General features: G+C 44.0%; 22 protein-coding genes and 1 pseudogene. 7 read left to right on the plus strand and 16 right to left on the minus strand.

The genetic code is table 11. The features are described from left to right. Positions 1 to 12 precede the first annotated feature (12 nt). The 7 genes from DESGI_RS11030 to DESGI_RS11060 form a co-directional block, all read right to left on the minus strand. Positions 13 to 1,536 carry a sensor histidine kinase gene (locus DESGI_RS11030; protein WP_006524688.1) on the minus strand — a complete coding sequence of 508 codons (1,524 nt, stop codon included), beginning with the start codon at positions 1,534 to 1,536 and terminating at the stop codon, positions 13 to 15. 6 nt (positions 1,537 to 1,542) lie between these two features. Further along, positions 1,543 to 2,220 carry a response regulator transcription factor gene (locus DESGI_RS11035; protein ID WP_006524687.1) on the minus strand — a complete coding sequence of 226 codons (678 nt, stop codon included), beginning with the start codon at positions 2,218 to 2,220 and terminating at the stop codon, positions 1,543 to 1,545. 21 nt (positions 2,221 to 2,241) lie between these two features. Then, the gene (locus DESGI_RS11040; RefSeq protein WP_006524686.1) at positions 2,242 to 3,393 is read right to left on the minus strand and encodes a trypsin-like peptidase domain-containing protein; all 1,152 of its coding nucleotides are present in this window, start codon (positions 3,391 to 3,393) and stop codon (positions 2,242 to 2,244) included. Between the two features lie 125 nt (positions 3,394 to 3,518). Beyond that, on the minus strand, positions 3,519 to 4,127 hold the full coding sequence (locus DESGI_RS11045; protein ID WP_006524685.1) for a nitroreductase family protein: 609 nt from the start codon (positions 4,125 to 4,127) through the stop codon (positions 3,519 to 3,521). Between the two features lie 21 nt (positions 4,128 to 4,148). Next, complete coding sequence (mutT, locus tag DESGI_RS11050; RefSeq protein ID WP_006524684.1) at positions 4,149 to 4,538, minus strand: 8-oxo-dGTP diphosphatase MutT; 390 nt, start codon at positions 4,536 to 4,538, stop codon at positions 4,149 to 4,151. A 341-nt stretch (positions 4,539 to 4,879) separates the two neighbouring features. Continuing rightward, positions 4,880 to 5,383 (minus strand): rubrerythrin family protein, encoded by a 504-nt coding sequence (locus DESGI_RS11055; RefSeq protein WP_006524683.1) that lies wholly within the window; start codon positions 5,381 to 5,383, stop codon positions 4,880 to 4,882. A gap of 106 nt (positions 5,384 to 5,489) precedes the next feature. After that, positions 5,490 to 5,909, minus strand: a complete 420-nt coding sequence (locus DESGI_RS11060) for a Fur family transcriptional regulator (protein ID WP_006524682.1) — start codon at positions 5,907 to 5,909, stop codon at positions 5,490 to 5,492. A gap of 365 nt (positions 5,910 to 6,274) precedes the next feature. Between DESGI_RS11060 and DESGI_RS11065 the strand changes: the two genes are divergently transcribed. From DESGI_RS11065 to DESGI_RS26070, 3 genes are all read left to right on the plus strand, one after another. After that, complete coding sequence (locus DESGI_RS11065) at positions 6,275 to 7,351, plus strand: hypothetical protein (protein ID WP_006524681.1); 1,077 nt, start codon at positions 6,275 to 6,277, stop codon at positions 7,349 to 7,351. Between the two features lie 199 nt (positions 7,352 to 7,550). Further along, entirely contained in the window at positions 7,551 to 7,889 is a 339-nt protein-coding gene (locus DESGI_RS11070; RefSeq protein ID WP_006524680.1) for a hypothetical protein, read from the plus strand. Between the two features lie 452 nt (positions 7,890 to 8,341). Next, entirely contained in the window at positions 8,342 to 8,476 is a 135-nt protein-coding gene (locus DESGI_RS26070) for a hypothetical protein (RefSeq protein WP_281168104.1), read from the plus strand. A 107-nt stretch (positions 8,477 to 8,583) separates the two neighbouring features. Here the strand turns inward: DESGI_RS26070 and DESGI_RS11080 are convergent, their stop codons facing one another. From DESGI_RS11080 to DESGI_RS11095, 4 genes and pseudogenes are all read right to left on the minus strand, one after another. Next, complete coding sequence (locus DESGI_RS11080) at positions 8,584 to 10,218, minus strand: class I adenylate-forming enzyme family protein (RefSeq protein WP_006524679.1); 1,635 nt, start codon at positions 10,216 to 10,218, stop codon at positions 8,584 to 8,586. A 310-nt stretch (positions 10,219 to 10,528) separates the two neighbouring features. Continuing rightward, positions 10,529 to 11,308 carry an enoyl-CoA hydratase-related protein gene (locus DESGI_RS11085; protein WP_006524678.1) on the minus strand — a complete coding sequence of 260 codons (780 nt, stop codon included), beginning with the start codon at positions 11,306 to 11,308 and terminating at the stop codon, positions 10,529 to 10,531. A 25-nt stretch (positions 11,309 to 11,333) separates the two neighbouring features. Continuing rightward, positions 11,334 to 11,498, minus strand: a pseudogene (locus DESGI_RS11090) (thiolase family protein); the annotation flags it as partial. 77 nt (positions 11,499 to 11,575) lie between these two features. Then, a complete protein-coding gene (locus DESGI_RS11095) occupies positions 11,576 to 12,445 on the minus strand; it encodes a 3-hydroxyacyl-CoA dehydrogenase family protein (protein ID WP_006524676.1) in 870 nt (289 codons plus the stop codon). Between the two features lie 280 nt (positions 12,446 to 12,725). On the opposite strand from DESGI_RS11095, the gene DESGI_RS25700 reads away from it, so the two are divergent. Further along, the gene (locus DESGI_RS25700) at positions 12,726 to 14,261 is read left to right on the plus strand and encodes a hypothetical protein (RefSeq protein ID WP_006521601.1); all 1,536 of its coding nucleotides are present in this window, start codon (positions 12,726 to 12,728) and stop codon (positions 14,259 to 14,261) included. A gap of 195 nt (positions 14,262 to 14,456) precedes the next feature. Here the strand turns inward: DESGI_RS25700 and DESGI_RS11105 are convergent, their stop codons facing one another. After that, positions 14,457 to 14,663, minus strand: a complete 207-nt coding sequence (locus tag DESGI_RS11105; protein ID WP_006524800.1) for an acetyl-CoA hydrolase/transferase C-terminal domain-containing protein — start codon at positions 14,661 to 14,663, stop codon at positions 14,457 to 14,459. A gap of 148 nt (positions 14,664 to 14,811) precedes the next feature. Here DESGI_RS11105 and DESGI_RS11110 point away from each other — a divergent pair, with 148 nt between their 5' ends. Beyond that, a complete protein-coding gene (locus DESGI_RS11110) occupies positions 14,812 to 16,350 on the plus strand; it encodes a phosphoenolpyruvate carboxykinase (ATP) (RefSeq protein WP_006524799.1) in 1,539 nt (512 codons plus the stop codon). Positions 16,351 to 16,716: 366 nt separating this feature from the next. On the opposite strand, the gene DESGI_RS11115 is transcribed toward DESGI_RS11110, so the two are convergent. The 4 genes from DESGI_RS11115 to DESGI_RS11130 form a co-directional block, all read right to left on the minus strand. After that, complete coding sequence (locus tag DESGI_RS11115) at positions 16,717 to 17,934, minus strand: IS256-like element ISDgi1 family transposase (protein ID WP_006520307.1); 1,218 nt, start codon at positions 17,932 to 17,934, stop codon at positions 16,717 to 16,719. Positions 17,935 to 17,991: 57 nt separating this feature from the next. After that, positions 17,992 to 19,992: a C40 family peptidase gene (locus DESGI_RS11120; RefSeq protein ID WP_006522994.1), complete on the minus strand. Its 2,001-nt coding sequence runs from the start codon at positions 19,990 to 19,992 to the stop codon at positions 17,992 to 17,994. Between the two features lie 583 nt (positions 19,993 to 20,575). Next, on the minus strand, positions 20,576 to 22,156 hold the full coding sequence (locus DESGI_RS11125) for a sensor histidine kinase (protein ID WP_006522995.1): 1,581 nt from the start codon (positions 22,154 to 22,156) through the stop codon (positions 20,576 to 20,578). Next, a complete protein-coding gene (locus tag DESGI_RS11130; protein ID WP_006522996.1) occupies positions 22,153 to 22,863 on the minus strand; it encodes a response regulator transcription factor in 711 nt (236 codons plus the stop codon). Before DESGI_RS11130 ends, DESGI_RS11125 begins: the two co-directional genes overlap by 4 nt. 1,179 nt (positions 22,864 to 24,042) lie before the next feature. Here DESGI_RS11130 and DESGI_RS23070 point away from each other — a divergent pair. Both DESGI_RS23070 and DESGI_RS11140 read left to right on the plus strand, forming a co-directional pair. Beyond that, positions 24,043 to 24,999, plus strand: a complete 957-nt coding sequence (locus DESGI_RS23070) for a stalk domain-containing protein (RefSeq protein ID WP_006522997.1) — start codon at positions 24,043 to 24,045, stop codon at positions 24,997 to 24,999. Between the two features lie 343 nt (positions 25,000 to 25,342). Then, a complete protein-coding gene (locus tag DESGI_RS11140; protein WP_006522998.1) occupies positions 25,343 to 26,443 on the plus strand; it encodes a metallophosphoesterase family protein in 1,101 nt (366 codons plus the stop codon). Positions 26,444 to 26,543 lie beyond the last annotated feature (100 nt).

Raw genomic sequence — 26,543 nt, forward strand, 5'->3', positions numbered from 1 at the left:
TGCTCAGTAAAATCAATTTTTTTGGCCAAAGGGCGGTTCAACATCTTCGTCTGTATAAAAAAGGGGCAGCAGCACTGTAAAAACGCTGCCTCCTTCCGGCAGGTTAGCGGCACTAATTAAGCCTCCATGCCGATCCACAATCCAGTGAGCAATGGATAGCCCTAAGCCCGAGCCTTCCTGTCCCCGGGTGCTTTCACTGCGATAAAAACGGTCGAAAATGCGATCCTCTTCCCCCGGCATCAGCCCCGGTCCCTGATCTGTCACGGCTATCTCCACCCAACCTTGTTTTGAACCGGAGGCGGCAAGCTGTTCCGGGCACCGCCTGGTGTTGTCCCCGCTGCCGGGCATTGAACAACCCTGTGGCGGCACACTGACCGTTAACCCCACTGTACTGCCCGGAGGCGAGTATTTAAAAGCGTTATCCAGCAGTATGAACATTAACTGGCTAAAACTATCGCTATTTACCTGTACCCGGGCCCGGGGTGGATAGTATTCCTGAAAAACAAACTCCCGGTCATCTGCCAAAAAACGCGCTTTTCTAACCACTCCCTGCAGTAGTTCCGCCAGATCAACAAATTCCTTTTCCGGCATAAAGCCGGCATCGGCCCTGGCCAGTACCAGTAGATCTTCCACCAGACGAGTTAGGCGGCGGGCTTCATCGGCAATATCCTTTAGTGCCTCTGATACCAGAACAGGGTCACCATCCTGCATTTTCAGCAGCAGCTCGGCATTGCCCCGGATGGTGGTCAGCGGAGTACGTAACTCGTGGGAGGCGTCGGAGACAAACCTGCGCTGCAGGTCATAGCTTTGCTGCAGGCGGTGGTACATGGTTTCCAGCCGTCCAAACATAGCGTTTAAAGTAATCACCAGCCGTCCCAGCTCGTCCGCCGGGCCGCTATACTCGATGCGCCTGCTCAAATCGCTGTTGCTTTCTATGGATGCAGCTGTGCCGGTGATTTTCTCCAGAGGCTTTAAGGCTGTTCGGGCCAATAACCACCCCAGCAGTGCAGCAAGTATTATTGATGCTGTACCTACCAGGGCAATAAAAAAGCGCAACTGGTTCAGCAGTATGTGCACTGTGGACAGGGCCCTTCCCACTTGCAACAGGCCAACCAACTGCCCATCAACCACCAGCGGTACATTATAGACCCGTATTTGCTGCCCGCCGGCCTGCACAGTTTCGTAAAAACCTTCCCCCTGCAGGGCGTTTTTTAGCGTATACTCCCCCAGGGGCAGGTATTGTCCGCCCAGGTTGTTGGAGCGGGATACCACCCGCCCCCGGGCATCCACCACCTGCAGGTAGGTATCAGGCGCTGCAAACACGTCCACGTCGGGCAGCACCACTTCGCGCAGTGAAAAGGGATTTCCGGTAACTCTAATTGACTTGACCAGTGATGCAGCTTTGGCGGCAATGCCCTCATCCACTTCTTTATATAAAGTATGGGAGGTGGCTAAAAGCAGTGCCGTGGTTAATATTAAGAGTACCAGAACGAGCACCCCGGTGTACAGCAGGGTAAGTTTAGTACGCAGGTGCATTTATCATCACTGCTCCCTCAAAGTATAACCTACACCCCGCACGGTATGGAGCAGCTTGGGTGCTTGCGGGTGCTCCAGCTTCTGGCGCAGGCTGCCGATGTAAACCTCCAGCACGTTGGATTCCCCGGAAAAATCATAGCCCCAGATTTGTTCCATGATCTGGTTCCGGGTAAGTACCTGGCGGGGGTGTTGCATAAAAAGCTTGAGCAGCTCATATTCCCGGGTGGTCAGGGATATTACCTCGCCGCCCCGCCGGGCCTCCCTTATTTCTAGATCCAGCGTTAAATCCGCAAAGTTCAGCACTAGCCCGTTACCCTGGCCAAGCCGGCGCACCCGGCGCAATAATGCCCTGACCCGGGCCAGCAGTTCCTCCAGCGCAAATGGTTTCACCAGGTAGTCATCGGCACCTACGTCCAAACCCCGCACCCGGTCCGCCACCTCGTCCCGAGCGGTGAGCATCAAAATGGGCACATCACTGTGCATCCGTAACCTCCGGCACACCTCCCAGCCGTCCATACCCGGCATCATAATGTCCAGTATTACCAGGTCCGGCTTACATTCATCAGCCTGGTGCAGCCCTTCTTCACCGTTATACGCAATAAACGCTTCATGACCTTCAAAGGTAAGCACCCTTTGCATCATGCTGGTAATTTTTTTATCATCGTCGATAACCAGTATTTTCAATACACCCACTCCCGCGCCGGGCTACTTTTCCGCCAGGGTGACGGTTATGTTTTTCTGGGAACCGTCTCTTTCCACCAACAGAGTAATTTTATCGCCCACTTTGCTTTTTTCAATAACATTGGTTATGTCACCAGCGTCGGCAATCTTTTCCTTGTTGATGGCCAAAATGACATCTCCCTGCTTTAAACCCGCTTTATCTGCCGGGGATCCCGCCACCACCCCGGACAGCACAGCGCCCTGGCTGCTTTGCAGGCCCAGCCGTCTGGCCAGATCATCATTTAAAGTCTGAATATAAACACCCATCCAGGGGCGGGATACCTTGCCATTTTCAATCAATGTTTCCAGCACTGATTTAACGGTATTGGCGGGAATAGCAAAGCCAATTCCCTGGGCACTGGCGTTTACTGCCGTGTTGATACCGATTACCTCCCCCTCCAGGTTTAAAAGCGGGCCCCCACTGTTGCCAGGGTTAATGGACGCGTCAGTTTGCAGCAAATTTTTGTACTGCCGGTCCTCTACCTGCACCGGCCGGCCTTTGGCACTGATCACACCGGCTGTAACGGTATGATCGAGCCCGTACGGGTTGCCGATGGCGATAACCCATTCACCCACCAGGGTATCATCATCGTTGCCCAACTGCAGATAAGGCAGTTTTTCATCCGAACTGATCTTAAGCACTGCCAAGTCAAGTTCTTCATCTGCGCCAATCACTTTGGCAGTCAGCGGCTTTTCCTGGTCAGTTAGATATACATTAATTTGATCGGCGCTGCTGATTACGTGTTCATTGGTTAATACGTAACCGTCTTCACTGATAATAAATCCTGAGCCCATTCCCTGGCTCACATCCGGCTGCGCATTGTAAGGGCGCTGTGAACCAAAAAATTCACGGAAAAAGGGATCGTTAAAAAAAGGGTCATTGCGATAGGTACTTTTTTGTATAGTTTCAATTTTAACCACTGCCGGGCTGGTTTTAGTTACAGTGTCGGCAATTATATCCGTGCCCACCGGTGCCACAGCGCTTTTTACATTTTGTGTTCCGCTGGTCGCCGCCATTGCCGGGTTAAAATTCTCCCTCGGTAAATACAAGAATAGTCCCCCCAGCAGGGCGGCCTCCAGCACCAGTGCCGCCAAAATGCCAATAACCGTTGTCCGTAAAGATTTGTCCCTGATCATAATCAAGCCCTCCAAGTTATTTTTCTTATGGCTTAATTCTGACAGGTCAATATGAAAACCACCTGAAGGAAATATTAAAATTTATTAAGGTAATTTAACTTGCTCGTCGAAACTACCCATGGGCACTAAACCTCTTGAATCAGCAAATCCTCCATAGGCAGACGGGGTCTCGGTGCCGGGTCCTGATCTGCATACCCCACCGGTACTAATGCCACCACTTGGATACTTTCACCCAGTTTCAATACTTCCTTAACACCGTTTTGTTTAAACATCATTACCCAGCAAGTACCCAAACCCAGGTCGGTGGCGCGTAAAATCAAGTGTTCAATGCTAATGGCACAGTTAAGGGAAGCATACGCCCGGAGCGCATTTTCATCCATCGCCTGACGTTTTTTCATATATTCATCGCCACCGAAGGCTCCCATATCTATACCGGTAAAAGCTCCGGCATCGGTCAACTCCTTAATTCGCTGCGGGGTATACTTATAGGCGGTAATGTCTATGCAGCAGGCCACTACCACGGGTGCGGTGGCGACAAATTCCAAGGTGTGCTGGGCCAGCTCCCTGCGTTTTTCCGCGCTTTTGACCACCACGAACCGCCAGGGCTGCAGGTTGGTTCCCGATGGGGCAAGCCGGGCCGCCTCCATTATTTTTCTAATGTACTCATCAGGCACCGGGTCGGGCTTATATTTTCGGATACTTCTGCGCTTGCGAATTACTTCGATTAACTCCACAGTTAACCTCCTTTGGTGAAATTATTTCCTTTTTTGCAGATTGCTCACTACTGGCAAGTCCGCTTCGGCAAAATCATAAAAGTACAGCTCATTAATTTCCACCCATCTGAAATCGTGACAGTCCCGGGTTTGGGCACTACCTCCGATTAACCTGCAAAGATAGCAAAGCAAAATAATGTGCCGTTCCCCATAGATATGAGATACCACCTCAAAGATTTTCTGTACATTAATGGTAAGCCCCAATTCCTCACGTATTTCTCTGACCAGGCATTGCTCCGGAGATTCGCCGGCCTCCAGTTTACCGCCGGGAAATTCCCACTTCAGCGCCTGGTGCACATTTTCCTTGCGCTGGGCGATTAACACCCGATCCCTGTGTTTTATTATGGCCGCTGTAACCACAATGGTTTGCATGGAATTTATTGTACGATCCTTTCACTAAAACTAAGTTATATAATAAATTGTGCCCATGTGTACAGATAAGGTAACGTAAAAATTAAAGCTATGCGATGGCATAAGTACCTAGAATCTTTTATGTTTTGTATGATTATATTATTTTACCAGGGATTTGCCATATTTTATCCACTAATAACCGAAGAGCTGCTGCCTCCTTAATAAGGTTGACAGCAGCTTTAAACCGCATCTATGGCATTTAGCGATGATTAAAATTAGCCACGGGCAAATACTGTTAAAAAGGTAGGCCACTCGCAAAACATTAATGGTTTATTAGAGCACTTTAGTCGTAGCATTAATTTTTAATATGCCTTAAAAGATTTAGCCGGTGCATTGCAAATGGGACACCGCTCAGGAGGATGATTTTCAGCAACATAGCCGCATACCGGGCAGAGATGGAATGAATCAACCTGCATGTCTCCGTTTTCCTCCAGTTCCTTAAATGCCTTTTGATACAGCTGGGCATGTACTTTTTCGGCCTCGTTGGCCAAATTAAAACTCTTGGTGGCTGCGGCCTGACCTTCTTGCTTGGCATCTTCAATAAACTCAGGATACATAGTGCTGAACTCATAGGTTTCGCCCTCAATGGCCGCTTTAAGGTTATCCAGTGTAGAACCTACTTTACCGGCTGTTTCAAGATGTTTAAGGGCATGGATGGTTTCTGCTTCGGCTATTACATGAAATAGACGGGCAATCTTATCTTTGCCTTCTTTCTCCGCCTTCTTTGCATAGGCCAGATACTTACGGTTGGCCTGGGATTCGCCAGCAAAAGAAGCCATTAAATTATCATTGGTTTTTGTTGTCATTGGTATCCTCCTCATTTGAACTTATGGTTAATATCCCTCTTTTACTGCTCTGTAATAACTACCCATAAAAATATTATTACACTGCCAGGTAAACGCTAAATCTGTTTTATGATTTAAAGCTACCATTTTTGATGCCGCTGCATTGGTCACACTCCCCGTAAAGATACAGTGAAAAACTATGAATATTAAAACTGCCCACCTGTTTTGGCACAGGTATATCCTCCAGGGCGACAGCCAAATCGAAAACCCTCTGACAACGGTAACAAAGGAAGTGACAATGTGGCCGGGGATTGGGGTCAAATCGGCGCCGCTGTGGGTCAATACTTATCTCTTGAATTTCACCGGCCCTGGCCAGTGCTTCCAACGTATTATATACGGTGGCCGGAGATAGTGATGGATATGCCGGTTTTAACTCCCTGTATATCTCCTCCGCCGAAGGGTGATTGGTATTACCTTCCAGTAATTGCATGATCGCCATGCGCTGGGGCGTAGCCCTCAGGCCAAGTTTCTTTAGTTTATTGATCATGATTAATACCTCAATATTGTAAATATTGTTTAAGATATTATGGCGAATACAGCATAAATATCTAATTGCATCGCCATTTACCTTTTTGATAAATCATATTAGTTTAAAGTTAATATAATATAAATATTATTGTCTGTCAATAACACAGCTATGAATTATAATATATCGATACATCGTCGGCGGCAGTCCAGAATGCAAATACGACATTTTAATATCTGATTGGCCAAGCAACAAACCTATAATGGAACTAAAGTTAGAGCGGCGTAGCCACTTTAACTTAACTTAACCTCAGGGAACTTTTTTACTTTCGCCTTAGTCTATTAATCACTAACGTTTCAAAATATATAATAATGAAGGTGAAAGCATTGAAAAAGTTCTGGCTGGCTTTATTGATTGCCCTATTGTTTATTTCCGGGTGTGTTAAAAGCAGCCCCCCCAATCCTAATGGCCTTCCTAAAGCCGATGCTCCGCCTAACAAGGTACATACCGCCACGATAACTGAAACGAACGCACCAAAGTACTTCATTCCCAGTACAGTCATACCTGATGGTTCACTATTCGGTATGTCCGGTAATAATTTAACATACTGGAATCCAAGGAACAGTGAATTAAAAAGCACTGGCAGCGCCTGGTCCGGGATGCTATCCCCGGATGCCACTAAGATAGCATTTATCAATGAGCAAGGACTGAATGTACTTGACGTAAACACAGGCTCTATTACTTCCGTGGTTCAAAATTCGTCTCAGGATGATTCATCACTAGCCCTCGGGTTGTGGTCCCCGAATTCGGGTGAATTTCTGTATATGTACGTGCGTGAGTGGTCCTCGGATTACTTCATTTATAACATAGAGACAGAGGAAAAGACCGCATATAAGTTTCAAAATATCCCCAATTTTCTTTCCAGTCCGGTTGACTGGTATAACGATGGCTTGCTTTTTATCGTACATGCCAATAGATCTAAATCTGGGGAACAGGAATACAGGGAAAGTGGTTACCGCTCCGACTTAATGCTGGCAGATATGGATGGCAATTGTACACCGTTAACCCGTTTGGATGACGGTCAGTTTGCCTTATATGGGGGCACAAGCAGTAATCACCAACACATACTGGTGGTGATATGGGAAAGCGAATCCAAATCATCTGCCGGAGTGCTCAATAACAGTGACGGTATTATAGATTACCTGCCCGGACAAGAAAATACCGTTGGAGGCAGCATCAGCCCGGATGGCCAATTTGCTATTTTAATATCAGCAACTTCGGAAGACGGCCGGTATAACGCCCGGTTATTCGACATGACAAGCAATACAGTTATTTTACAAAAAGAATTGGCCGGACCTGAACCACCCCGTCACTTTATGTGGAGTAAAGACAGTTGCAACGTATCCTTTGGCATACTGGGTAGCGATGACAACAGTACTCTTTACACTGTAAATATAAAATAAACTAAAGATGATATAAAAGCCGGTTTCTGTACCAAGTAGAAAAAACTATATTTCATGCTGGTTCTGGAATGATAACCCCGGCAAAAATAAGTAGTATTTTGTTTGGAAAAGGGTAAAACATATGACTAGGACCATGATTTCATCAAACAAGATACGATACTATGTACTATTACAATGAACAACAAAGAGGTGCAGAGAAATGCGTATAATTGCTAGGGTACCAGATCAAAAGCAGGTTGGGTTTCTGGTGGATACCCTGCGCAACGGCGGCTTTGATCGTAAGGACATGATTATTTCTGATTTGGCCAAAGCCGACGATGAGCGCAAGACCTCATCCGAAGAAATGGCGGATGAGGTGGCTTTCGTAAAAACCGAACGAGAGGGACTGTGGGAAGCAGGGCCCTATGCCGATGGTATAAAGGGCCTGGAACATGGCAAAAGGGGATTTATTGTTGCTGTGGAAACATCCAAACACGAGGCTAGCCGGGTAAGAGCAATGATGGAACAATCCGGCGCGGTGGAGATTATCCAGGATTAAATGCTTAACTTTAACCATAATAAAGATGCCGGCAAAACATTACCCGCATCTTACGTAATAAGAGCCCTGATGTATATATTTTCAACATATATTTCCAGCCGCTGAGGGAACCTTGAAGCGATTTGACTTGACTAGTCTGGTATCGGATATGTGATAATTGTTACCAGCAAGGCTGCTGTTGTTATTAGAAAACCAATAAGCCATTTTTTCCAAACCGGGTCTTTTCTGACCAAAAAAATTATAGTTGCAATTAACGTTAAAGGAAATGCCGATAGGCAAATTAGCATCATGTAAAACCAAAAAATTTCCCACACTCACCTTTCTTAAATAATATTTTAACATGGCACATTAATAAAACCATTATAACCCAAATCTTTGGTGCCGGGTGTTGAAAGGTTGAAAATCTTTGATTTTCAACCTTTCAACACCCGGCACCCTGGGAGGTAATTGCAGTGGTGCATAAATCTGATATAAGGGAGAAGAAAGTAAAAATTCCCAAAACAGATACCCATCCGGGCACCGGATTACATAGCTTGGACGGTAAAGTACAAGATGTAGACCCCCGGGAATTGTTGGGGGAGGAATAAATAAAAAAAATTATAAATCAAGGAGTTATCGCCTGAATAAGATAACTCCTTGATTTATAAAAAATGTTCAGCTTTAATAATTCATTGTTAATTAATCAAATTATATTTTATACCTCCGTTTGAGCCGCCACTAAACGTATTGCGCCGTATTTTTCCCTTAAACTCGGTTTTTCAATTTTGCCGGTGGGATTACGCGGTACTTTATCAAAAATAATTTTTCGCGGGCGTTTATAACGTGGCATTGGAATACAGAATGTCTTAATTTCATCTTCAGTGCACTTGCAGCCCGGTTTTAGCTCTATGATAGCAGCAGCTATTTCACCAAGACGCTTATCAGGCAAGCCAATGACTGCTACATCCTTTATTGCATTATGCGCCCTGAGAAAATCTTCAATTTGTACCGGATATATATTCTCTCCGCCGCTGATAATTACATCCTTTTTCCGGTCAACCAAATAAATAAAACCGTCCTCATCCATCCTGGCCATATCGCCAGTAAATAACCAGCCATCCTTAATTACCGCCGCAGTAGCTTCCGGGTCGTTGTAGTAGCATTTCATTACACCCGGTCCTTTGACAACCAACTCCCCAACCTCTCCCCGGGCTACAGGGCATCCACTCTCGTCGGCAATTTTAACTTCCCAATTATAACCAGGTACTCCGATAGCGCCGACTTTATGAATATTCTCCGTACCCAAATGGACACATCCGGGACCGATAGACTCGCTGAGACCATAGTTCGTATCATAAAGATGCTTGGGAAAATATTTTTTCCAGCGACGAATCAAACTGGGTGGAACTGGCTGCGCACCGATATGCATCAGTCTCCACTGGGAAAGATCATAATCTTCCAGCTGCACATCTCCTCTTTCAATGGCATCCAGAATATCCTGTGCCCAGGGAACCAAAAGCCAAACAATGGTAATTTTTTCTTCAGAGACTGTTTTAAGAATCCATTCGGGCTTAACTCCGCGGAGCAATACGGCTTTGCTCCCCGACAGCAAACTTCCGAACCAATGCATCTTGGCGCCGGTATGGTAAAGCGGCGGAATGCATAAGAAATTATCTTCACGCCTTTGACCGTGGTGTTTAATTTCCGTATAACATGCCGACATCAAACTCCGGTGCGTATGCAGAATTGCTTTGGGGAAACCCGTGGTCCCCGAGGAATAATATATTACTGCATCATCTTCGTCCGTTAGTTTAATCTGCGGTGCTTCAGAGGAACAATTGGCAGTAAGGCGGTCATAGTTTTCAGCAAAAGTAGGGCGGTTTTCTCCAGCAAAAAAAAGTGTTTTTACTTGGGGTATCTGATCATAAATTGTTTCTACCCGGCCGATAAATTCAGGACCGAAAATCAAGGCAGTGGTTTCGGATAAATCTAAACAGTATTTAATTTCCTCAGCTGTATAGCGAAAATTTAATGGTACTGCGATAGCGCCGGTTTTTAATATTCCAAAATAAATCGGCAGCCACTCCAGGCAATTCATTAAAAGGATAGCCACCTTATCCCCTTTTTTTATCCCCCTCTTTAGTAATAGATTGGCCAGCCGATTTGCTTTCTCGTCAAAAACACGCCAGGTCATTTCCCTTCGGTATTCACCTGCCGGGCTGTTCTCAATAAGTTCATACTCACGCCAGGTGACATTATGTTTCTCCTGAAGATCCAAATTAATCTCGGTCAGGCATATTTCCTGACCATACATTTCGGCATTGCGCGATAGTATTTCCGTAATGGGCATTTACACTTTCCTCCCGTTCTACCTACACCACAATAGATATTGTATATTTAAAATAAAAAGGCCGTACTTCATAAAATACAGCAAAATACTACACTAAATTATAAAGCGATATAAGTAGTTAATCAACAGTTTCTTAAAACCTACCATAATTGACTTAATAAAGTATGAACATTTCTATATGTAGAGCTCGTTCGAAAGGGGTAGGCTTTGGTGCCGGGTGTTGAAAGGTTGAAAGTCTTTGACTTTCAACCTTTCAACACCCGGCACTTATCATGTAGAAATTCGAAGTGGATCTTGTGATTCAGACTAATTATTTACCTTTAAAATCGGCCTTGCGTTTTTCCAAAAAGGCCGTAGTTCCTTCGATACGATCTTCAGTGGAAAAGGCAATGGTCTGGGCAAATTTTTCAAATAACAGACCCGAATTAATATCGGTATTGGTTCCCACATTGATAGCCACTTTGGCTAAACTGATCGCCATGGGGCCCTTGGCAATAATTTTTTGCGCCATTTCTTTGGCGACAGCCAGCAAATCCTCCGGCTGCTCCACCACTTTATTCACCAGGCCGATTTCTTTGGCTTCCTGGGCACTGATAATATCGCCGGTAAAAATTAATTCCTTGGCCTTGCCAATGCCTACTACCCGCTGTAATCTCTGGGTGCCGCCCGCACCTGGGATAAGACCCAGGTTTACTTCTGGCTGTCCCAGTTTGGAGCGGCTGGTGGCTATCCGGATATCACAGGCCAGGGCCAGCTCACATCCACCGCCCAGGGCAAAGCCGTCAATGGCTGCGATAACGGGCTTGTCCAGGTTTTCCACGTCGTTTAACGACTCCTGGGCTTCACTTTTTAATGCTTCCAGAGCTTCGCGCTCCCTTAGTGAACGGATATCCGCCCCGGAAGCAAATGCTTTGCCACCCGCACCAGTGATGATAACCACTCGCACATCTTTATCAAAACGGCATTGTCGTGCAGCACCGCGAATTTCTGCCCAGGTGCGCGGGTCCAAGGCATTACGCACTTCCGGTCGATTCAACGTTACTATTGCAATATGGCCGTCTTTTTCAATTAACAAATTTTGAAATTCCATATTGGTCCCTTCCTTATTAATTCATATTTCTAATACCTAATTCTTCAGTGCAGTATATGGCCTGGGAGGCGAATGCTTCGTTGATTTCCCACAGGTCAATTTGATCAATGGTCATACCGGCCTGCTTTAGAACTTTAGGAATGGCCACAGCGGGTCCAATACCCATGACTACAGGATCTACGTTAACTATATAAACTTCTCTCATTTAATAATTAGCCCCCTTCTTTGAGCTTGTCTGTAATGTATTAAAAGACTTGTAGTGTTTTTTTACTTGCAGTACTCGTAGAATCCCTTACCAGTTTTACGACCCCATTCTTTTTTCACAAATTTCTCCACAATAATGGGAGAGGGCTTGAATTTTGGATCTCCAGTTTCCTGGTAACGCTCTGTACTGATATAGTAGCTCAGGTCGATTCCGGTAAGGTCCATTAGTCTAAATGGTCCCATTGGGTGTCCCAAAGCATTTACCACTGCGGTGTCAATATCTTCGGGATTGGCCACTCCCATGTCATAGATATACAAAGCCTCGTTTTTAATGGCTGAAACTATTCTGTTAACTAAAAAGCCATATATTTCTTTCTTCAACATAACTGGTATTTTACCCATTTTTTTGCACGTTGCCATTACTATCTCTACAGTATCATCCGAAACATGAGCTCCTTTAACTACTTCCACAAGTTTCATTACCAAAGCCGGGTTGAAAAAGTGCATATTGCATACCTTGGACGGACGGCTGGTTGCATCAGCAATCTTGGAACTAACGATGTAAGAACTGTTAGTGGCTAAAATAGCATGTGGAGGACAAATTTTATCCAGATCGGCAAATATTTTACGTTTAAGTTCCAGTTTTTCGATAGCCGCCTCAATTACAAGGTCGGCATCCTTGGCTGCTTCTGTCATATCGCCGGTAAATGAGAGCCTGGCCCGGGCCGCCTTAGCCTCATCCTCAGTAAGTTTACCTTTGGTTACCCGCTCCGGGAGGTAAGTATCAGCAAAACTTTCAGCTTTCTTTAAAATTTCTGGATTAATATCAGTGCATGACACTTTATAGCCCGCCAGGACAGCGGAGATAGATATCTGGTGTCCCATGTTCCCCGCGCCAATAACACAAAGATTCTTCACTTCAAAACTAGCCATATATTTTACACCTCTTTTAAATTATTTAGTACATTCGAAAAATCCCAAAGCCTTGCAAATACAGGCTTTATTTTTTTGCCTTTTGAGGCTTCACCTCAAAAAACAATTAATTTTATGTCCCATCGTAATTATTAGGTATGGCTATTATTAAAAAGATATCTGGGTTTAAATGAATTAAATAGTGATTCACGGTCATTTTACCTGCTTGACAATTCTAAAATCGCTCCAAAATTGAATTGGAAGCTATTTCCAATATATCGGTTTGAAAGGAGTAGATTTTATGTTAGTTGTCAAGTATTCTCATGAGCAGTATCAAGATTTCGTTTGTGATTTTTTAACTCGCTATTATATTTCGACCGGCCAGCAGATTACTATCGTAACTAAAGCTTCTTTAGTTGTTAAACTTTGGGGTGCCGATCTTACCGGCATTGTTAAGCTTATTAAAAACCGGTATTCAAGGGCTAATCGGGGCATCCCACCCAAAGATGCGGTGGCCTTGCTTCGCTCGCTTATCCTTATGACTTTTACTGGTGAAACCAGCATCCCCAAGTGGGTGGATTCTTTAAGGTCTGATCCTTTTCTTGCTGTTTTATCTGGTTTTTTGCCCGCCTGCTTTTCTACTGTTAAAGTTGATGATGTTCCGGCAGATCCTATCCCGGGCGTGGGTACTTTTTATAATTATATGGATAGGCTGATTCGTAAGAATCGGATCCTTTACAAATCGAAGCTGCGCAAGCTCAAGCGTAAGCCTAAAAAGAAGCAGAAGAAAAATCAGAAACTGGATTCATCCAAGCCCGGCGTAGTGGAACGCCTGGTTAATAGGGTGCTAAAATACAATAATGCCAAGCTCCCTGGTAATCTGGAATCTACTTTAAACCAGATTCTAAAAGATGTTTTTGTTATGCCATCCTTAGCCAGGGGTATCCTTGGCGACCCTAATAAATTGAATGTCGCCGCTGATGGCACTTGCATGCCTACTCATGCCTCTTACTACGGCAAAAAGGTTTGCAATTGTAAGTTAAAGCCCGGCGAACGTTGCGATTGCCTCCGCTTATTCGCTGACCCCTCTGCCTCTTGGGGTTGGGATAGTTACAATGAGCGTTACTTTTATGGCCATACTTTTCATGGCTTCACTGCTTGTGACTCTTTCTACAGCTTACCTATCCATATAAAATGTGTTTCTGGTGAACGTCATGATTCGGTAACTAGTGTTTATGAACTTAAAGAGCTTGTGGATTTGTACCCAGGGATTAATTTTAATGCTGCTGTTTACGATTCGGCTTATGACGCTAATCCATTCTATCTTCTCAATATGCATTATGGCATCAAGCCCGTTATTGATCTTAACGCTCGGGCTTCTAAGCCTGATGCAGTGAGTGATTTTATTGAATTTGATAAAAAAGGGATCCCTCACTGCAAATGTTTAGGACACCAATTACGTAACTGGGGCCTAATGTCCAAGTCCTTCAGACGAAAGTGGCTTTTCCCTGTGCAATGTAATTCCTGTGATAAGTGCCATTTATATAGCGAAAAAACGTTTTATACAAAAACAAGTGATAACCCCAGGTTCTTTACGCCTATTTTAAGGGGCTCGGATGAGTGGAAGCAGCTTTACAAAAGACGCTCTACCACCGAAAGGGCCTGGGACAGAATCAATAATGATTTTAACGCTGAATCTGCCGTTGTTTTTACCCGAGAACGTAGGATAGTTAGAGTATTTCTTGGTGCTTTCTGTTGTTATGTTGATGCATGGGCTGGCGAGAGCACCATTTCAATCACTGATATATTTCCTGTCCTTTCAAGGTTCGCTGCCTAATCTGGGTTATGCTTTAAGTTATATTCAAATTGTTTTTAGGCTTTTTTTAAATCAATTCAAAAAGGCCTATTTGGTATGCGCATTTTTATTCTCTTACTTACCCAGTTTGCTTATATTTTTCTAATCATCCTTTATATGGTATTTGGGATTTTATGTTTTTCGATTATACTCATTATTATTATAGATTATAGACGGTTAAAAACGCTTATTAGTTCTGGTCCAAATCTTCATTTTTTCAGTTTCTTTGATTAGATCGTCCCGGTAATCGGGGTGGGCAAGAATAATCAGCATCTCTGTCCGCTGCCAGGTCGGTTTTCCCTTCAAGTTAGCCTTACCATACTCAGATCTAGAATAAGGGTCAGATCTTTTTATTTTGTCTGATATGTTAAAATAATCAGTCATTAGATATCATTCAGACCTTTCTACTCTCGATTACTTTCCCTTTTTACACCAGTGAATTATGTATACAAATTTTTCTCCAATTAGCAGGAGTGAGCATTCAAGTGCAGAATTTCAATAAGATACATTTAACATCGAGGTGAGTTCATAAGTGAATTTTTCAAGGAGACCTGTAGAAGCCGCCAAAATGATTATTAACCCAAGCCATGAAGAGCTTAAAATTTTGGCCCAAGAAGGTAACAAAACCACTATTTACAACAGTGCCAGTTTTATATCCTCCGTGCGCAACCGGAGTGCTAAGAAAACCTATATTGTTGAGGACGGGGTGCCACTGGGCGTGGACCAGCAGGGTATCTCCATTGCCGAAGCAAATCGCATCGCTGACGAAGTACATGAGTATTTAAAACAGCAAGAGGTCATCAGGCTGGACCGCCGTATGGGATTACATCCCGATTTTAGCCTGCACTGCCGTCTATTTATTACTACAAGGTTTGCACGCATTCCGTTAAAATGGAATATCATGCTCTTCCCATCAGTTGAACCTGAAGCTGAACCCGATTTACTCAGTATTTATGTGCCAGAATGGCCTGAAAGAGTTATCTTTTGCCATCCCCTCTCCTATACAACTTACATCCTGGGAACCGATTATTTCGGTGAAGCTAAAAAATCTTTTCTGCGCATGGCCATGTTTCGCACAAAAACAGAAGGCGGGCTCGGTTTTCATGCAGGCAGCAAGGTACTGCGGATAAAATTACCGGGTGGTGAGTTAAAAGATGCCGGTTTCCTCCTTTTCGGCCTTAGTGGAACAGGAAAAACTACGCTGACCATGCATGACCATAATTTGACTCCACCGGAACAGGCCATCATCAGACAAGACGACGTGGTAATGATGAATCCCCAGGGATACTGCTATGGCACGGAAAACGGTTTCTATATAAAGACCGAAGGTCTTGATGAGTCACAAAAGGTTTTATACCACGCCGCACAAAGCCCTGAGGCAATTTTTGAAAACGTCAAGGTAAATGACGACGGCTCAATCGACTTTAATAATACTGAACTCACCTCCAACGGCCGGGGCGTTATCCGCAGGGAGGATGTTTTGGGGGTTGACAGCAATATCGACCTGGATAAAGCCCATCGCATGATCTTCATCACTCGTCATGACAAAATGGTCCCTCCGGTGGCTAAATTGAACCCCCACCAGGCGGCTGCCTTTTTCATGCTGGGTGAATCAGTCGAAACCTCGGCCGGTGATCCCACCAAAGCAGGGCAATCCAAACGGGAAGTGGGCACCAATCCGTTTATCGTAGGTTTGGAGGGGGAAGAAGGAAACCGGCTGCTGGAAATCCTGGAGGCCAATCCCGATATGGAATGTTACCTGCTTAACACAGGCAGCATTGGTATGGGCGGTAACCGGCCGGGGGTGAAAATCAGTATCCATGCTTCCACCACTATTCTAAAATATATTGCCACCGGGGAAATAAAATGGCAAACAGACCCTGATTGGGGCTATCAGATACCTGAGCATATACCGGAACTGGACATGACCGTTTACGACCCCCGGTCTTACTATACTAAAGAGGAATATCTATCAATGGTACAACAGCTTAGAGAGGAAAGGATCCGCTGGCTGGATAAATACCCGGAATTAAAACTCGAAATTAAAAACACCATCAAGCAACCGAAATAAGATTACAATCAAAAGAAAAGCCCTGCCGACACACTAATCATAAGATCGGCAGGGCCTTTATACTTTGGTTTAATCCTCATGTAATACATATGACCAGGAATTTGACCCCCCTAAGGTATAAATGGAAGCCAGTATCTGCTACTCATTGGGGAATGTGAAATATTACGTGTAAATGGTTTTTCCTCTTAACACAAAACTATCTTAGTTAGAATCAACTAGGTAGCCCTTTATATGGAGAGGGGCCTGTGTTAGCCTGTTGCGGCGGGAGACCAAAGCGTAGCGTGGACTCCCCGGTGGGCTCCCAGAAACACAGGCCCAGAGGCTCCATGTCAAGGGCTACCGGTCGGTTTGTTGGCCGGCTAACTTTTATATGGCCATCTCTGATTCTATCCTATCACCAAAGTATATGACAAATTGGGAGATGCAATTTTTCCAATCTTTAACTGGCATAGTCCATTTTTTTGCTGCTTCAACGGTGGCCAGGTAAATAATTTTCTTCAGTGAATCGTCTGTTGGATAGGCAGTTTTAGTTTTGGTTACTTTCCGTAGTTGCCGGTGGTAACCCTCGATGATATTAGTAGTATAAATCATTTTACGGATTTCATATGGGTATTTAAAATAAGCTGTTAACTCAAGCCAATTCTTTTCCCAGGAACGAATTATAATGGGATGTCTTTTACCCCAGTTTTCTTTGAATATTTCAAAGGCTAACTCAGCCTCTTCCAGGGTTAATGCCTGGTACACTTGCTTAAGATCAGCCATCAACTCCTTTTGTTCTTTGTATGGCACATACTTCAGGGAATTACGGATTTGATGGATTATGCAAAGCTGAATTTCGGTATGGGGGAAAACAGTGTTTATGGCCTCAGAAAACCCGGAAAGCCCGTCTTTACAGGTAATCAGGATATCTTGCACCCCCCTGTTTTTGAGGTCATTACATACACCAAGCCAAAAGCTGGCACTTTCATTTTCCCCAATCCAGATGCCAAGTATTTCTTTTTGGCCTGCCATATTTAGGGCCAACACACTGTAGGCCGCCTTGTTTATTATCCGGTTATCTTTACGTACCTTGAAATGGATAGCATCAAGGAAAACAATAGGGTATATACGGTCAAGTGTCCGGGACTGCCACTCTGCAATCAGTGGTAGTATTTTGTCTGTTATCTTGCTGACCATGGTAGGGGATACGTCGATACCGTAGATATCCCTCATGTGGTCCTCAATATCACGTGTAGACATACCCTTGGCGTACATGGCTATAATTTGGTCTTCAAGCTGGTTGGATGTCTTTTCATATTTACCGATAAGCCTTGGTTCAAATTCACCATTACGATCCCGTGGGATTTCCACTTCTGTCTTGCCGAACTTAGTCTGGATAGTTTTCTTATTGTAACCGTTGCGACTGTTGCCAGTATTATTGCCTTCAATGCTGTGTTTTTTATACCCGAGGTGCTCTTCAATTTCAGCCTCGAATATCTGCTGCAAGGTGTCCTTGAATAGATTCTTGAGCATCTCATGTACGTCTTCTACGGTGCGGCAATCCTTTGCTAATTCCTTGATCGTTTTGTCTTGCATGGCTTGCATAAATGGTCATCTCCTTTATTGGTAGTTATAACCATTTACACTAAATTAATTACGTTCTCACTCATTGATTTTTTCATATCGTCTTGCTCCAACATATCGTGGACTCCAATAACTATCTGAGATATTAAGATCACGAATTGCTACACCTTCAGATTCTGTTACGATGATAAACTGCTCATTTCCAATATGTAATCCTGGTAGTAGTACCTTGCTGGATCCCTCAAAGAATAGAACATCTCCAATATTTAAATCTTCCCTTTCTATTTCTTTTCCTAAAGCCCATTGTTGGGATGAATATCTTGGTAGATCAATATCTAAACCTGCTTTCATAACGTATTGTATAAACCCGGAGTGATTAAAGCCTTCTTTGGTATTTCCTCCTGCTAAGTAACGTACACCCAGGGTTTTATATGCTTCTTCAACGACTTTAGAATCCAGCCTCAAACTAAGCGAGTCAAAGCGTTTTACTACTGCAAGGCGATCCAGCAAATTTTGTCCTAAATAGCTGATTGTATTCATACCTTCGTCGCCAGATGCATGAATTATATAATTATTTCCTAGATAAATTGCAGCATGTGATATCCCTTCCCGCCATTTTCCTGTAAAATAAATCACGTCTCCAGGACGCTTGTTTTCAAAATCGATAGTTTCGCCTACTTCACATTGTTTATAAGTTATGCGAGGCAAATAAATGTTTTTAGCATCTCTAAAGACTGTCTGAACTAAATAAGAACAGTCAAAACCATCTATTGTATCGCCACCTAACAAATAAGGAGTTCCTATATATTTCATTGCTTCTCGAATAACTAAATTCTCATGTTCCTTATAATTTTCAGGCTGAGAATAATATATATCAGCCTCCGTTAGTCGTTTTGCACCTACATATATATCTGACCAATACTCACTCTCAATATCCCTTTCCGCAACTCCTTCTGTAGTCTGAACTATAAACATACCATTTCCTTTATAAATACCAGGTATAAGACCGCTTCCCTGGAAAAACACTAAGTCTCCTGCTTGAAGCTCTTCTTTAGAAATGGATTCGCCTATTTCATAGATCCTATCGGAAAAGACAGATAGTTGTATATTGAGGGTATCTTTAAAAACATAACGTACAAAATTAGTCGTATTAAAGCCTTCGGTTGGTGAATTCCCTTCTGGATTATAGGGTGTTCCAAGCAAAGCCATAGCCTTTTCCACAATTGGATTGCTTACGATGCCTTCCTCAATAATATTGTTAGTAAACCGTCTTGCTCCCAGCAACCTGGATTTCCAATAATCACTTGTTTCGAGATCTACTACAGCAACCCCATTAGTTGTAACAATAACAAAAATACCATTGTCTATGTATATTCCTGGTAGTCGCACACTGCTGCCTTGAAAGAATAGTACATCACCAGATTTAATATCAACCGCATCTACTTCCATACCTACTCTCCATTGTTCGTTCGATGTTCTGGGAAAATCCAGTTTGTTTACTTCATTAAAAACGTATTGTACAAAGCCTGAATGATCAAAGCCATTTGGATCATTACCTCCAAGTTCATAAGGAGATCCTACTAATTCAAGGGCTTTTACAGCTACAGGATTTAATTCATTAGCTATATTTGTGTAGCGCCTTGCACCTTTATACCGATCCCTCCAATAGGAATCTTCTACTATATTCCGTTTTACTACTCCTTCATTAGTCGCTACAACGATAATGATATCATCGCCTTTATATATTGCCGGTATTAGGTTGTCGCTTCCAGTAAAGTAAAGAACATCTCCAGGCTGTATTTCACTACGTTCTATAGGTTTACCCAGTTTCCATAACTGTGAAGGCGATCCAGGGAGGACTATACCCTCTCCCTCTCTGAATGCATACTGAATAAACCCGGTGCTATTAAATCCTTCCTCCGGTGTATTTCCTCCTTGTTTAAAAGGCTTGCCTATTAAACTTTCTGCAAGTAAAACCGTTTGAATTTCTGTCTCATTATTATAACCATAGGATGGGCTAGCAGTTAACAGGATCAATAGGATTAACCATATGACATTTAGTTTTTTAAATTGGTTCATTTTAAAATCCACCTACTTTATCTCGCTTGTCGCCTTTAAGACTCCCGCATCAAACTTTACTTGGGCTGCAAGATCTTGTTGGTTTGGCATTTTATTGGTGTTTTTCATATTTAAAGCATTCGCGATTTCATTATTGAATTCCTCCTGTAAAACTTCCTGTATAAGCAATTTTCAACGCATGATAATGCTTCCATACCGACGCAATGCAGCCATTGCACTTGGGGCTCGCTATCTCAAAAGTAAGCTATACCTCCGGCTTGATCTCGTTAACCGCCGCTAAGACTCCCGCCTCGTATAAGGAAAGGGGACACACCTGCTGAAGGGAATCGGTCAGGGGACACACCTTCTCTTTCGGGTAAAGCTATTAGGGTCGAAGGTATGTCCCCAATTGATATTTCTCTGGGGACAGGAATGTCCCCAACTAATGGAGTTAAGCGGCGATAAACTCGAAATAAGTGCGACTAAGGTTTAGCGGTCAGGGGACACACCTCTGCTTATGGGTCAAACTTTTGGGTCGAGGAATGTCCCAACGTATGGGTCAAAACCCCACCTGAACCAAGTCTTCTTTATTAGCCGGATACAATCAATATTTCCGGTTATAGGATGGGAAATTTATGTTAAAAGTCGTTCCCTTCCCCAATTGACTCGTGACATCTATGCTGCCGCCTTGTAACTGAACCAGCTTTTTCACAATCACCAGCCCCAGGCCGCTCCCTTTTTCCTGCAGGTAACCGCCGCGCCGGTTCTTCACCTGGTAAAACCTGTCCCAAATGTGCGGCAGGTCTTCGGGGGCTATACCAATACCATCATCCTCAATGGTCAGTACCACTTCACCCTGGTGGACCTCCACCCCAACCCTGACGGTACCGTTCTCGGTGGCCCGGACAGCATTCTTCAGCAAGTTCCTGATAATCTGTTCCATTCGGTCAACATCACCGAGCACGACCGCGTTTTCTGTTTTCTTCTCGAACAGAATCGCGGTATTCTTGCTGCCGGCCATTGCCTCCATGGATGTGACCACACCCTGGGCCAGGGTGATCAAGTCCATCGGCAGTTTTTCCACGGTGACATTGCCGCTTTCCAGGCGGCTTAACACCAATATGTCATCTACCAGCCTGGCGATATGAATCGTTTGAGTATAAATCGTATCCAAGTACCTGTTCAGCAAAGCTTCATCCTGGACCATACCGTCGCGGATAGCCTCTACAAATCCCTGAACAGCAGTCAGAGGGGTACGTAACTCATGCGATATCTCCGCAAACAACTGGGCTTTTTCTTCTTCCATCCTGCGGCTTTCGGCATGCATCTCCCGCAGTCTCACCGCCAAGTGGCTAAGCTGGCCGGCAAGGGCTTTAATTTCCTCCGGAGGCCGCTCCCCGGCGCTTAAAACATAATTCCCCCGGTTAAACTCCGCCACGGTGGTAGCCAAATGGGAAATCGGCCTGGATATTGATAGGGCCAGATAAGCGGAAATAAACATAAAAATCACCAATATGGCCATGCCTCCGATAACCAGATACAAACGCATTTTGTTTAAAGCATGGTTTAGATTAACTGGATTCGTTTCCAGCAGGATGCCGTTTTCAATGACATCTTTGTTGTCGTTGTTACCCATGGGGACAACGACAACAAAAATGATCTGACCCGTTTCCTGATCAACCGCCCGGGCAATCGCGGTTTCACCCTTGTTGAGCAATTTGACGAATTTTGCATCCACCTGGTTACCGGGCACCACTTCCTGCTGCGCTGAGGTGTCCAGAATATTTCTTTGCCTGTCAAAGACCGTAATCCTGGTATCGAAGATATCGGCCAAAAATTGCAACATTTGCTGTCTACCCTGAGCCTGATCATTTGTTTGCCCGGCAGGCGGCACCCCCCATGCCTGGTCATTTTGCTGGAGCAAGGCAAAGTTTACCCGCTTGGCCTTGCGTAACAGATCCTGTTGGACCTGATCATAGGCTATTTGTTTCACTACATAGCCGGAAAACATCGTCAGGGCAATCAGACCGAAAACAAAGGTTATCATATTGGTAAACAGTATCCTGGTGTGAATATTTTTATTGAATTGCTCCCGCAGCAAGTGCTTGAGCATAAGGAAGAGCCTGCCTGCAGCGTGGATTACCAAATGAAGTCTTTCTTTGCCCTGTTGGAGATAAGAATTCACAATGTGGTCTCTCCCTCCTTAACAGGAGGTGTAAACTGGTATCCCACACCCCAGACAGTTGTCAGGTATTCATAGGGCAAGGGTGCCAGCTTTGTCCTCAGCCTGCGAATATGTACATCCACCGTACGCTGGTCACCGAAGTAATCATACCCCCAGACAGCCGTTAACAGTTCTTGCCTGGTGAAAACCCGCCGGGGATTCTGAGCCAGGTAATAGAGCAAATCGAATTCTCTGGGAGTAACTTCTGTTTCTTTACCGTCAACCAAAACACTCCTGATATCGGCCTGAATTTCCAGTCCCGGGTATTTCATTTTCCAGTTCGTTGACGTATCAACCGGTTGGGTACGGCGCAGTACCGCTTTTATTCTGGCTACCAGCTCCCTGGGGCTGAAAGGCTTGGCAACATAGTCATCAGCTCCCATTTCCAGTCCCAGAACACGGTCCGCTTCTTCTCCTTTGGCTGTAAGCATGATGATGGGAATCATGCGGATCTCCCTTAAATTGCGACATAGCATAAGCCCGTCCTTACCCGGAAGCATGATGTCCAGTATTACCACATCAGGATTCTCCCGGTCGAATGCGGGCAGGACCAGATCACCGTTGTTTATCCCGATGATTTCAAAACCTTCCCTTTCACCGTACAACTTGATAAGTTCCAGTACGGTTTGGTCGTCATCAACTACCAAAACCTTGCCCAAATACGGCATTATTTCCCCCCTCAACGATCTTTCAATTTATCTTCGCACAGCCTGTAAAATCCCGCCCCGCATAAGGAAAGGGGGACACACCTGCTGAAGGAAATCGGTCAGGGGACACACCTTCTCTTTCGGGTAAAGCTATTAGGGTCGAAGGTATGTCCCCAATTGATATTTCTTTGGGGACAGGAATGTCCCCAACTAATGGGGATTAACAGGCTGTAAGCTCGAAATAAGTGCGACTAAGGTTCAGATGGGGTCAAAACCCCACCTGAACCAAGTCTTCTTTATTATTCGATGCCGGGTGAACAAGCCCACATTGCTCACCCGGCATCTTCTTGATTTCTCGTACCCATATGCAAAGTTAGCCCGGCCCCATTAAAAATGAGTAGGCTAAACAACAAACAACCCGCCAGAGAAGCGGGTATGTTGGACAGCAGCCGGTTAAACAATCGATGGAGGAGTTATATTCAGCATATCATCCAGCAACCTAATTTAACATATAAAATTGATGGTTGTAATGGATATATCATGCCAAACTGCCAAGAGCAACTGTTACTTTTTTGAGCTTCAGGCTTGTTACTCATGCCCGGAAATTTCAAAAAACCTTCCTTATTATAGGCAATTATACCGGAGGAATATTAACTGGTTTTTAACAAACCTCTATAATACATTACGAAAATATTACTAATTATTAATGGGTACTTTGGGAAATTTTAATTCTTGTAACATTTATTAATATTCTCGAAAAATATTTTAAGTATCGCAAAAGTTGGCTAATAAATGTCTGAATGGTTAGATGATTAAAGACGTTTTCAGGTATATGTGCTTGGTTTTAGTATAGGGGCAACAAATCTTCTTTTATTAATCTGAACTTTTAACTATGCAATTTTAGACATGATTTTACCTGAATTAGACACGTTATTGTATGAAGTCAACAAAAGTTATGGATCATAAAACTCAGGTATGCTAATTTTTTAACACATAGACCAGGGCTATTCTATAACTGTAGAGAAGCCCCTAACTTTGTGTCCTTTTATTTGACAATCAGCACATGAAACCAATCGAAAAGGCAAATCCATCGAAAATGTTCTTAATTAAATGGGCTTGAAAGGAGGGAATATATTAGGCCTTTAAAAATAAATATAGCACAAGAAGTATATTTCTAATTATTGCAAGGAGGCTGAGGAATTGAGAAAAGAACGTTTACTTATTATTGTTTACTTTTTGTTTGCGCTTCTTTTTATTGCCGCCATACCAGCGCACGCCGCTGCCCCGTCGATAGTGTTAAATGGACAAATACTGCAATGCGATACTCCACCAATGGTTGAGGACGGCAACACTCTGGTGCCGATGCGGGCTGTTTTCGAAGGCCTGGGGGCACAGATAAACTGGGACAACCCTACTAAGACAGTTACGGCTGCCACCTATAATACCAATACCACTGTGCAACTGGTTATCGGTGGAGATGTTAAGGTTAACGGCCAAAAATTGAATACTACCGCTCAGGCCAAGATTTACAACAGCATCACCATGATCCCCCTGCCTTTGGTGAGTGAAGCACTGGGAGCTGCAGCTAATTGGAACCCGGATAACCAGGTTGTCACCATTACCGCTGCTGAAACAACAACACCGGTTTACCCCCCGATTGTAATCGAAACCCCAGGCGACACAGCAGTGGAAGAACAGGAAGGCATTGAAGAGGACCCAACTGCAGATGAGCAGGAAGGCACCGAAGAGGACTTAACTGCAGATGAACAGGAAGGCACCGAAGAGGACTTAGCTGCAGATGAAGATGAGGATGAAAACGGCGAAGACGAATCAGCTAACAACACTTCCTTTTCATCATACCTGAATGAATTGGAAAACAGGTTTATACCTGAAAAAGCGGCAGGCTTCTCCGCTACCTATCAGTTTGCGCTCACCGGAGATAATGAAGCAAATTATTACATTATCATCGATGACGGCAAGCTTATGACAGGAGAAGGAACTGCCGGTAACCCGGACGTTACCGTTACGATAAACGAACAGCTCTGGCTGGATATAGTATCCGGTGAGGAAAACGCCATGGATGCTTACTTAGAGAATAAATTCACCGTGAACGGCGACCCGTCTCTTATTATGAAACTTAAAGAATACATTAAATAGTTGGTGATTAAATTAAACACAGCTCATAACGGTATAAAACATTTTAAAAAAAATCCCGAACTATAAACAGGTTTGGGATTTTTTATTGTTAAGCGTATTGTATGTCAAGCACTTTTTTTACAAAAGCCAACAACACTAATCGCTTTTTGTGTGTTCTTATTTTTGATCTAGTTGTGCTAAGTATGAGTTTTGGTCTACGAAAGGATCTGTTTTACAAAATAGATTTAAATATTAATATATTTTTACACATAATTAATAGAAAAATGGTCGTATTTTAAACTATCTATGGTATCATTTGGTTTGCCCGGGCAAAAAAACTACATTTGAGGGGAGCGGTTTTTCCGTGTTTTTTAACAGAAATGTTAAACACATAGCTGCGGCAATTGCAACATTTGCCATTTCTGCAACTATATTTTGCAGCCCTGCCCTGGCTATGACAAATAACAATGTACAGTTAAAGTTCAACTCTAACGGCAAGTTCAAAATAGTGCAGTTCACCGATATTCAACAAGATAAGGATATAGACCAAAGGACTATACAGCTTATGGAAAAAGTGCTTGACGAAGAAAAACCTGATCTTGTTATGGTCACAGGGGATAACTTAACCAGCGACTGTAGTACGCCTGAGTCAGTCAGTCAGGCCGTCTATAATATCGCCCAGCCGATGGAAAAGAGAGCCATAAACTGGGCCGTTACTTTCGGGAACCACGACGAGGAAGCAGCCGAGAAGACCGGGCTAAATGAGGAGGACATGCTTAAAATATACATGTCTTATAACCACAATGTTAATCAGCCCGGGGTGAAAAACATCACCGGAACCGGCAACATGAATCTTCTTATAAGGGATTCAAAAAACAAGAAGGCTGCCTTCAACCTCTGGCTACTTGACTCCGGAAGATACGCGCCTGAAGAAATCGCCGGCCAGGACTTCAAGAGCTATCCTAATTGGGATTGGCTTCGCTTTGACCAGGTAAGGTGGTATTATGAAACTTCAGAGAAGTTAGAGCAACAATACGGCTACAAAGTTCCTTCAATCATGTTCATGCATATCCCTCTCTGGGAGTACAGGTTTATGTGGTATGCCAGTGTCGACGGTAGAAGTGCTGATAACCATAGCCATGCCGTTACTAAACACAGTATAATTGGAGAGAGAAACGAAGACGAGTGCCCCGGCCCGTTCAATAGCGGCATGTTTGCGGCCATGCTGGAGAGGGGAGACGTCAAAGGCGTGTTTGTGGGCCATGACCATGTGAATGACTATATGGGCAATTATTACGGCATATTGCTTGGCTATTCAGCCAGCACCGGGTTTGACACTTATGGGCTTGATGGTAATGAAAAGGATAGGTTGCGTGGCGCCCGGATATTCAACCTCGACGAAAATGTAAACGGTGCCTTAGTTGAAACCCACATGGTTTTTGCTAAAGACTATGGTATCCAATGAGATATTTTATATCGTCTAAATATAAAAATTGAAGGCCGTATTCAAAAAATAAGCTAATCGATATAGACGCAGAAAAACCCGGGGATTCCCGGGTTTTTCA

The sequence above is a fragment of the Desulfoscipio gibsoniae DSM 7213 genome (assembly GCF_000233715.2).
In the GTDB taxonomy this organism is placed as follows: domain Bacteria; phylum Bacillota; class Desulfotomaculia; order Desulfotomaculales; family Desulfallaceae; genus Sporotomaculum; species Sporotomaculum gibsoniae.

Coding starts and splice junctions, on each gene's coding strand:
- DESGI_RS11030 (WP_006524688.1), bottom strand. CDS start 1,536: ATGCACCTGCGTACTAAACTTACCCTGCTGTACACCGGGGTGCTCGTT.
- DESGI_RS11040 (WP_006524686.1), bottom strand. CDS start 3,393: ATGATCAGGGACAAATCTTTACGGACAACGGTTATTGGCATTTTGGCG.
- mutT (WP_006524684.1), bottom strand. CDS start 4,538: ATGCAAACCATTGTGGTTACAGCGGCCATAATAAAACACAGGGATCGG.
- DESGI_RS11055 (WP_006524683.1), bottom strand. CDS start 5,383: ATGACAACAAAAACCAATGATAATTTAATGGCTTCTTTTGCTGGCGAA.
- DESGI_RS11060 (WP_006524682.1), bottom strand. CDS start 5,909: ATGATCAATAAACTAAAGAAACTTGGCCTGAGGGCTACGCCCCAGCGC.
- DESGI_RS11070 (WP_006524680.1), top strand. CDS start 7,551: ATGCGTATAATTGCTAGGGTACCAGATCAAAAGCAGGTTGGGTTTCTG.
- DESGI_RS11080 (WP_006524679.1), bottom strand. CDS start 10,218: ATGCCCATTACGGAAATACTATCGCGCAATGCCGAAATGTATGGTCAG.
- DESGI_RS11085 (WP_006524678.1), bottom strand. CDS start 11,308: ATGGAATTTCAAAATTTGTTAATTGAAAAAGACGGCCATATTGCAATA.
- DESGI_RS11095 (WP_006524676.1), bottom strand. CDS start 12,445: ATGGCTAGTTTTGAAGTGAAGAATCTTTGTGTTATTGGCGCGGGGAAC.
- DESGI_RS25700 (WP_006521601.1), top strand. CDS start 12,726: ATGTTAGTTGTCAAGTATTCTCATGAGCAGTATCAAGATTTCGTTTGT.
- DESGI_RS11105 (WP_006524800.1), bottom strand. CDS start 14,663: ATGACTGATTATTTTAACATATCAGACAAAATAAAAAGATCTGACCCT.
- DESGI_RS11115 (WP_006520307.1), bottom strand. CDS start 17,934: ATGCAAGCCATGCAAGACAAAACGATCAAGGAATTAGCAAAGGATTGC.
- DESGI_RS11120 (WP_006522994.1), bottom strand. CDS start 19,992: ATGAACCAATTTAAAAAACTAAATGTCATATGGTTAATCCTATTGATC.
- DESGI_RS11130 (WP_006522996.1), bottom strand. CDS start 22,863: ATGCCGTATTTGGGCAAGGTTTTGGTAGTTGATGACGACCAAACCGTA.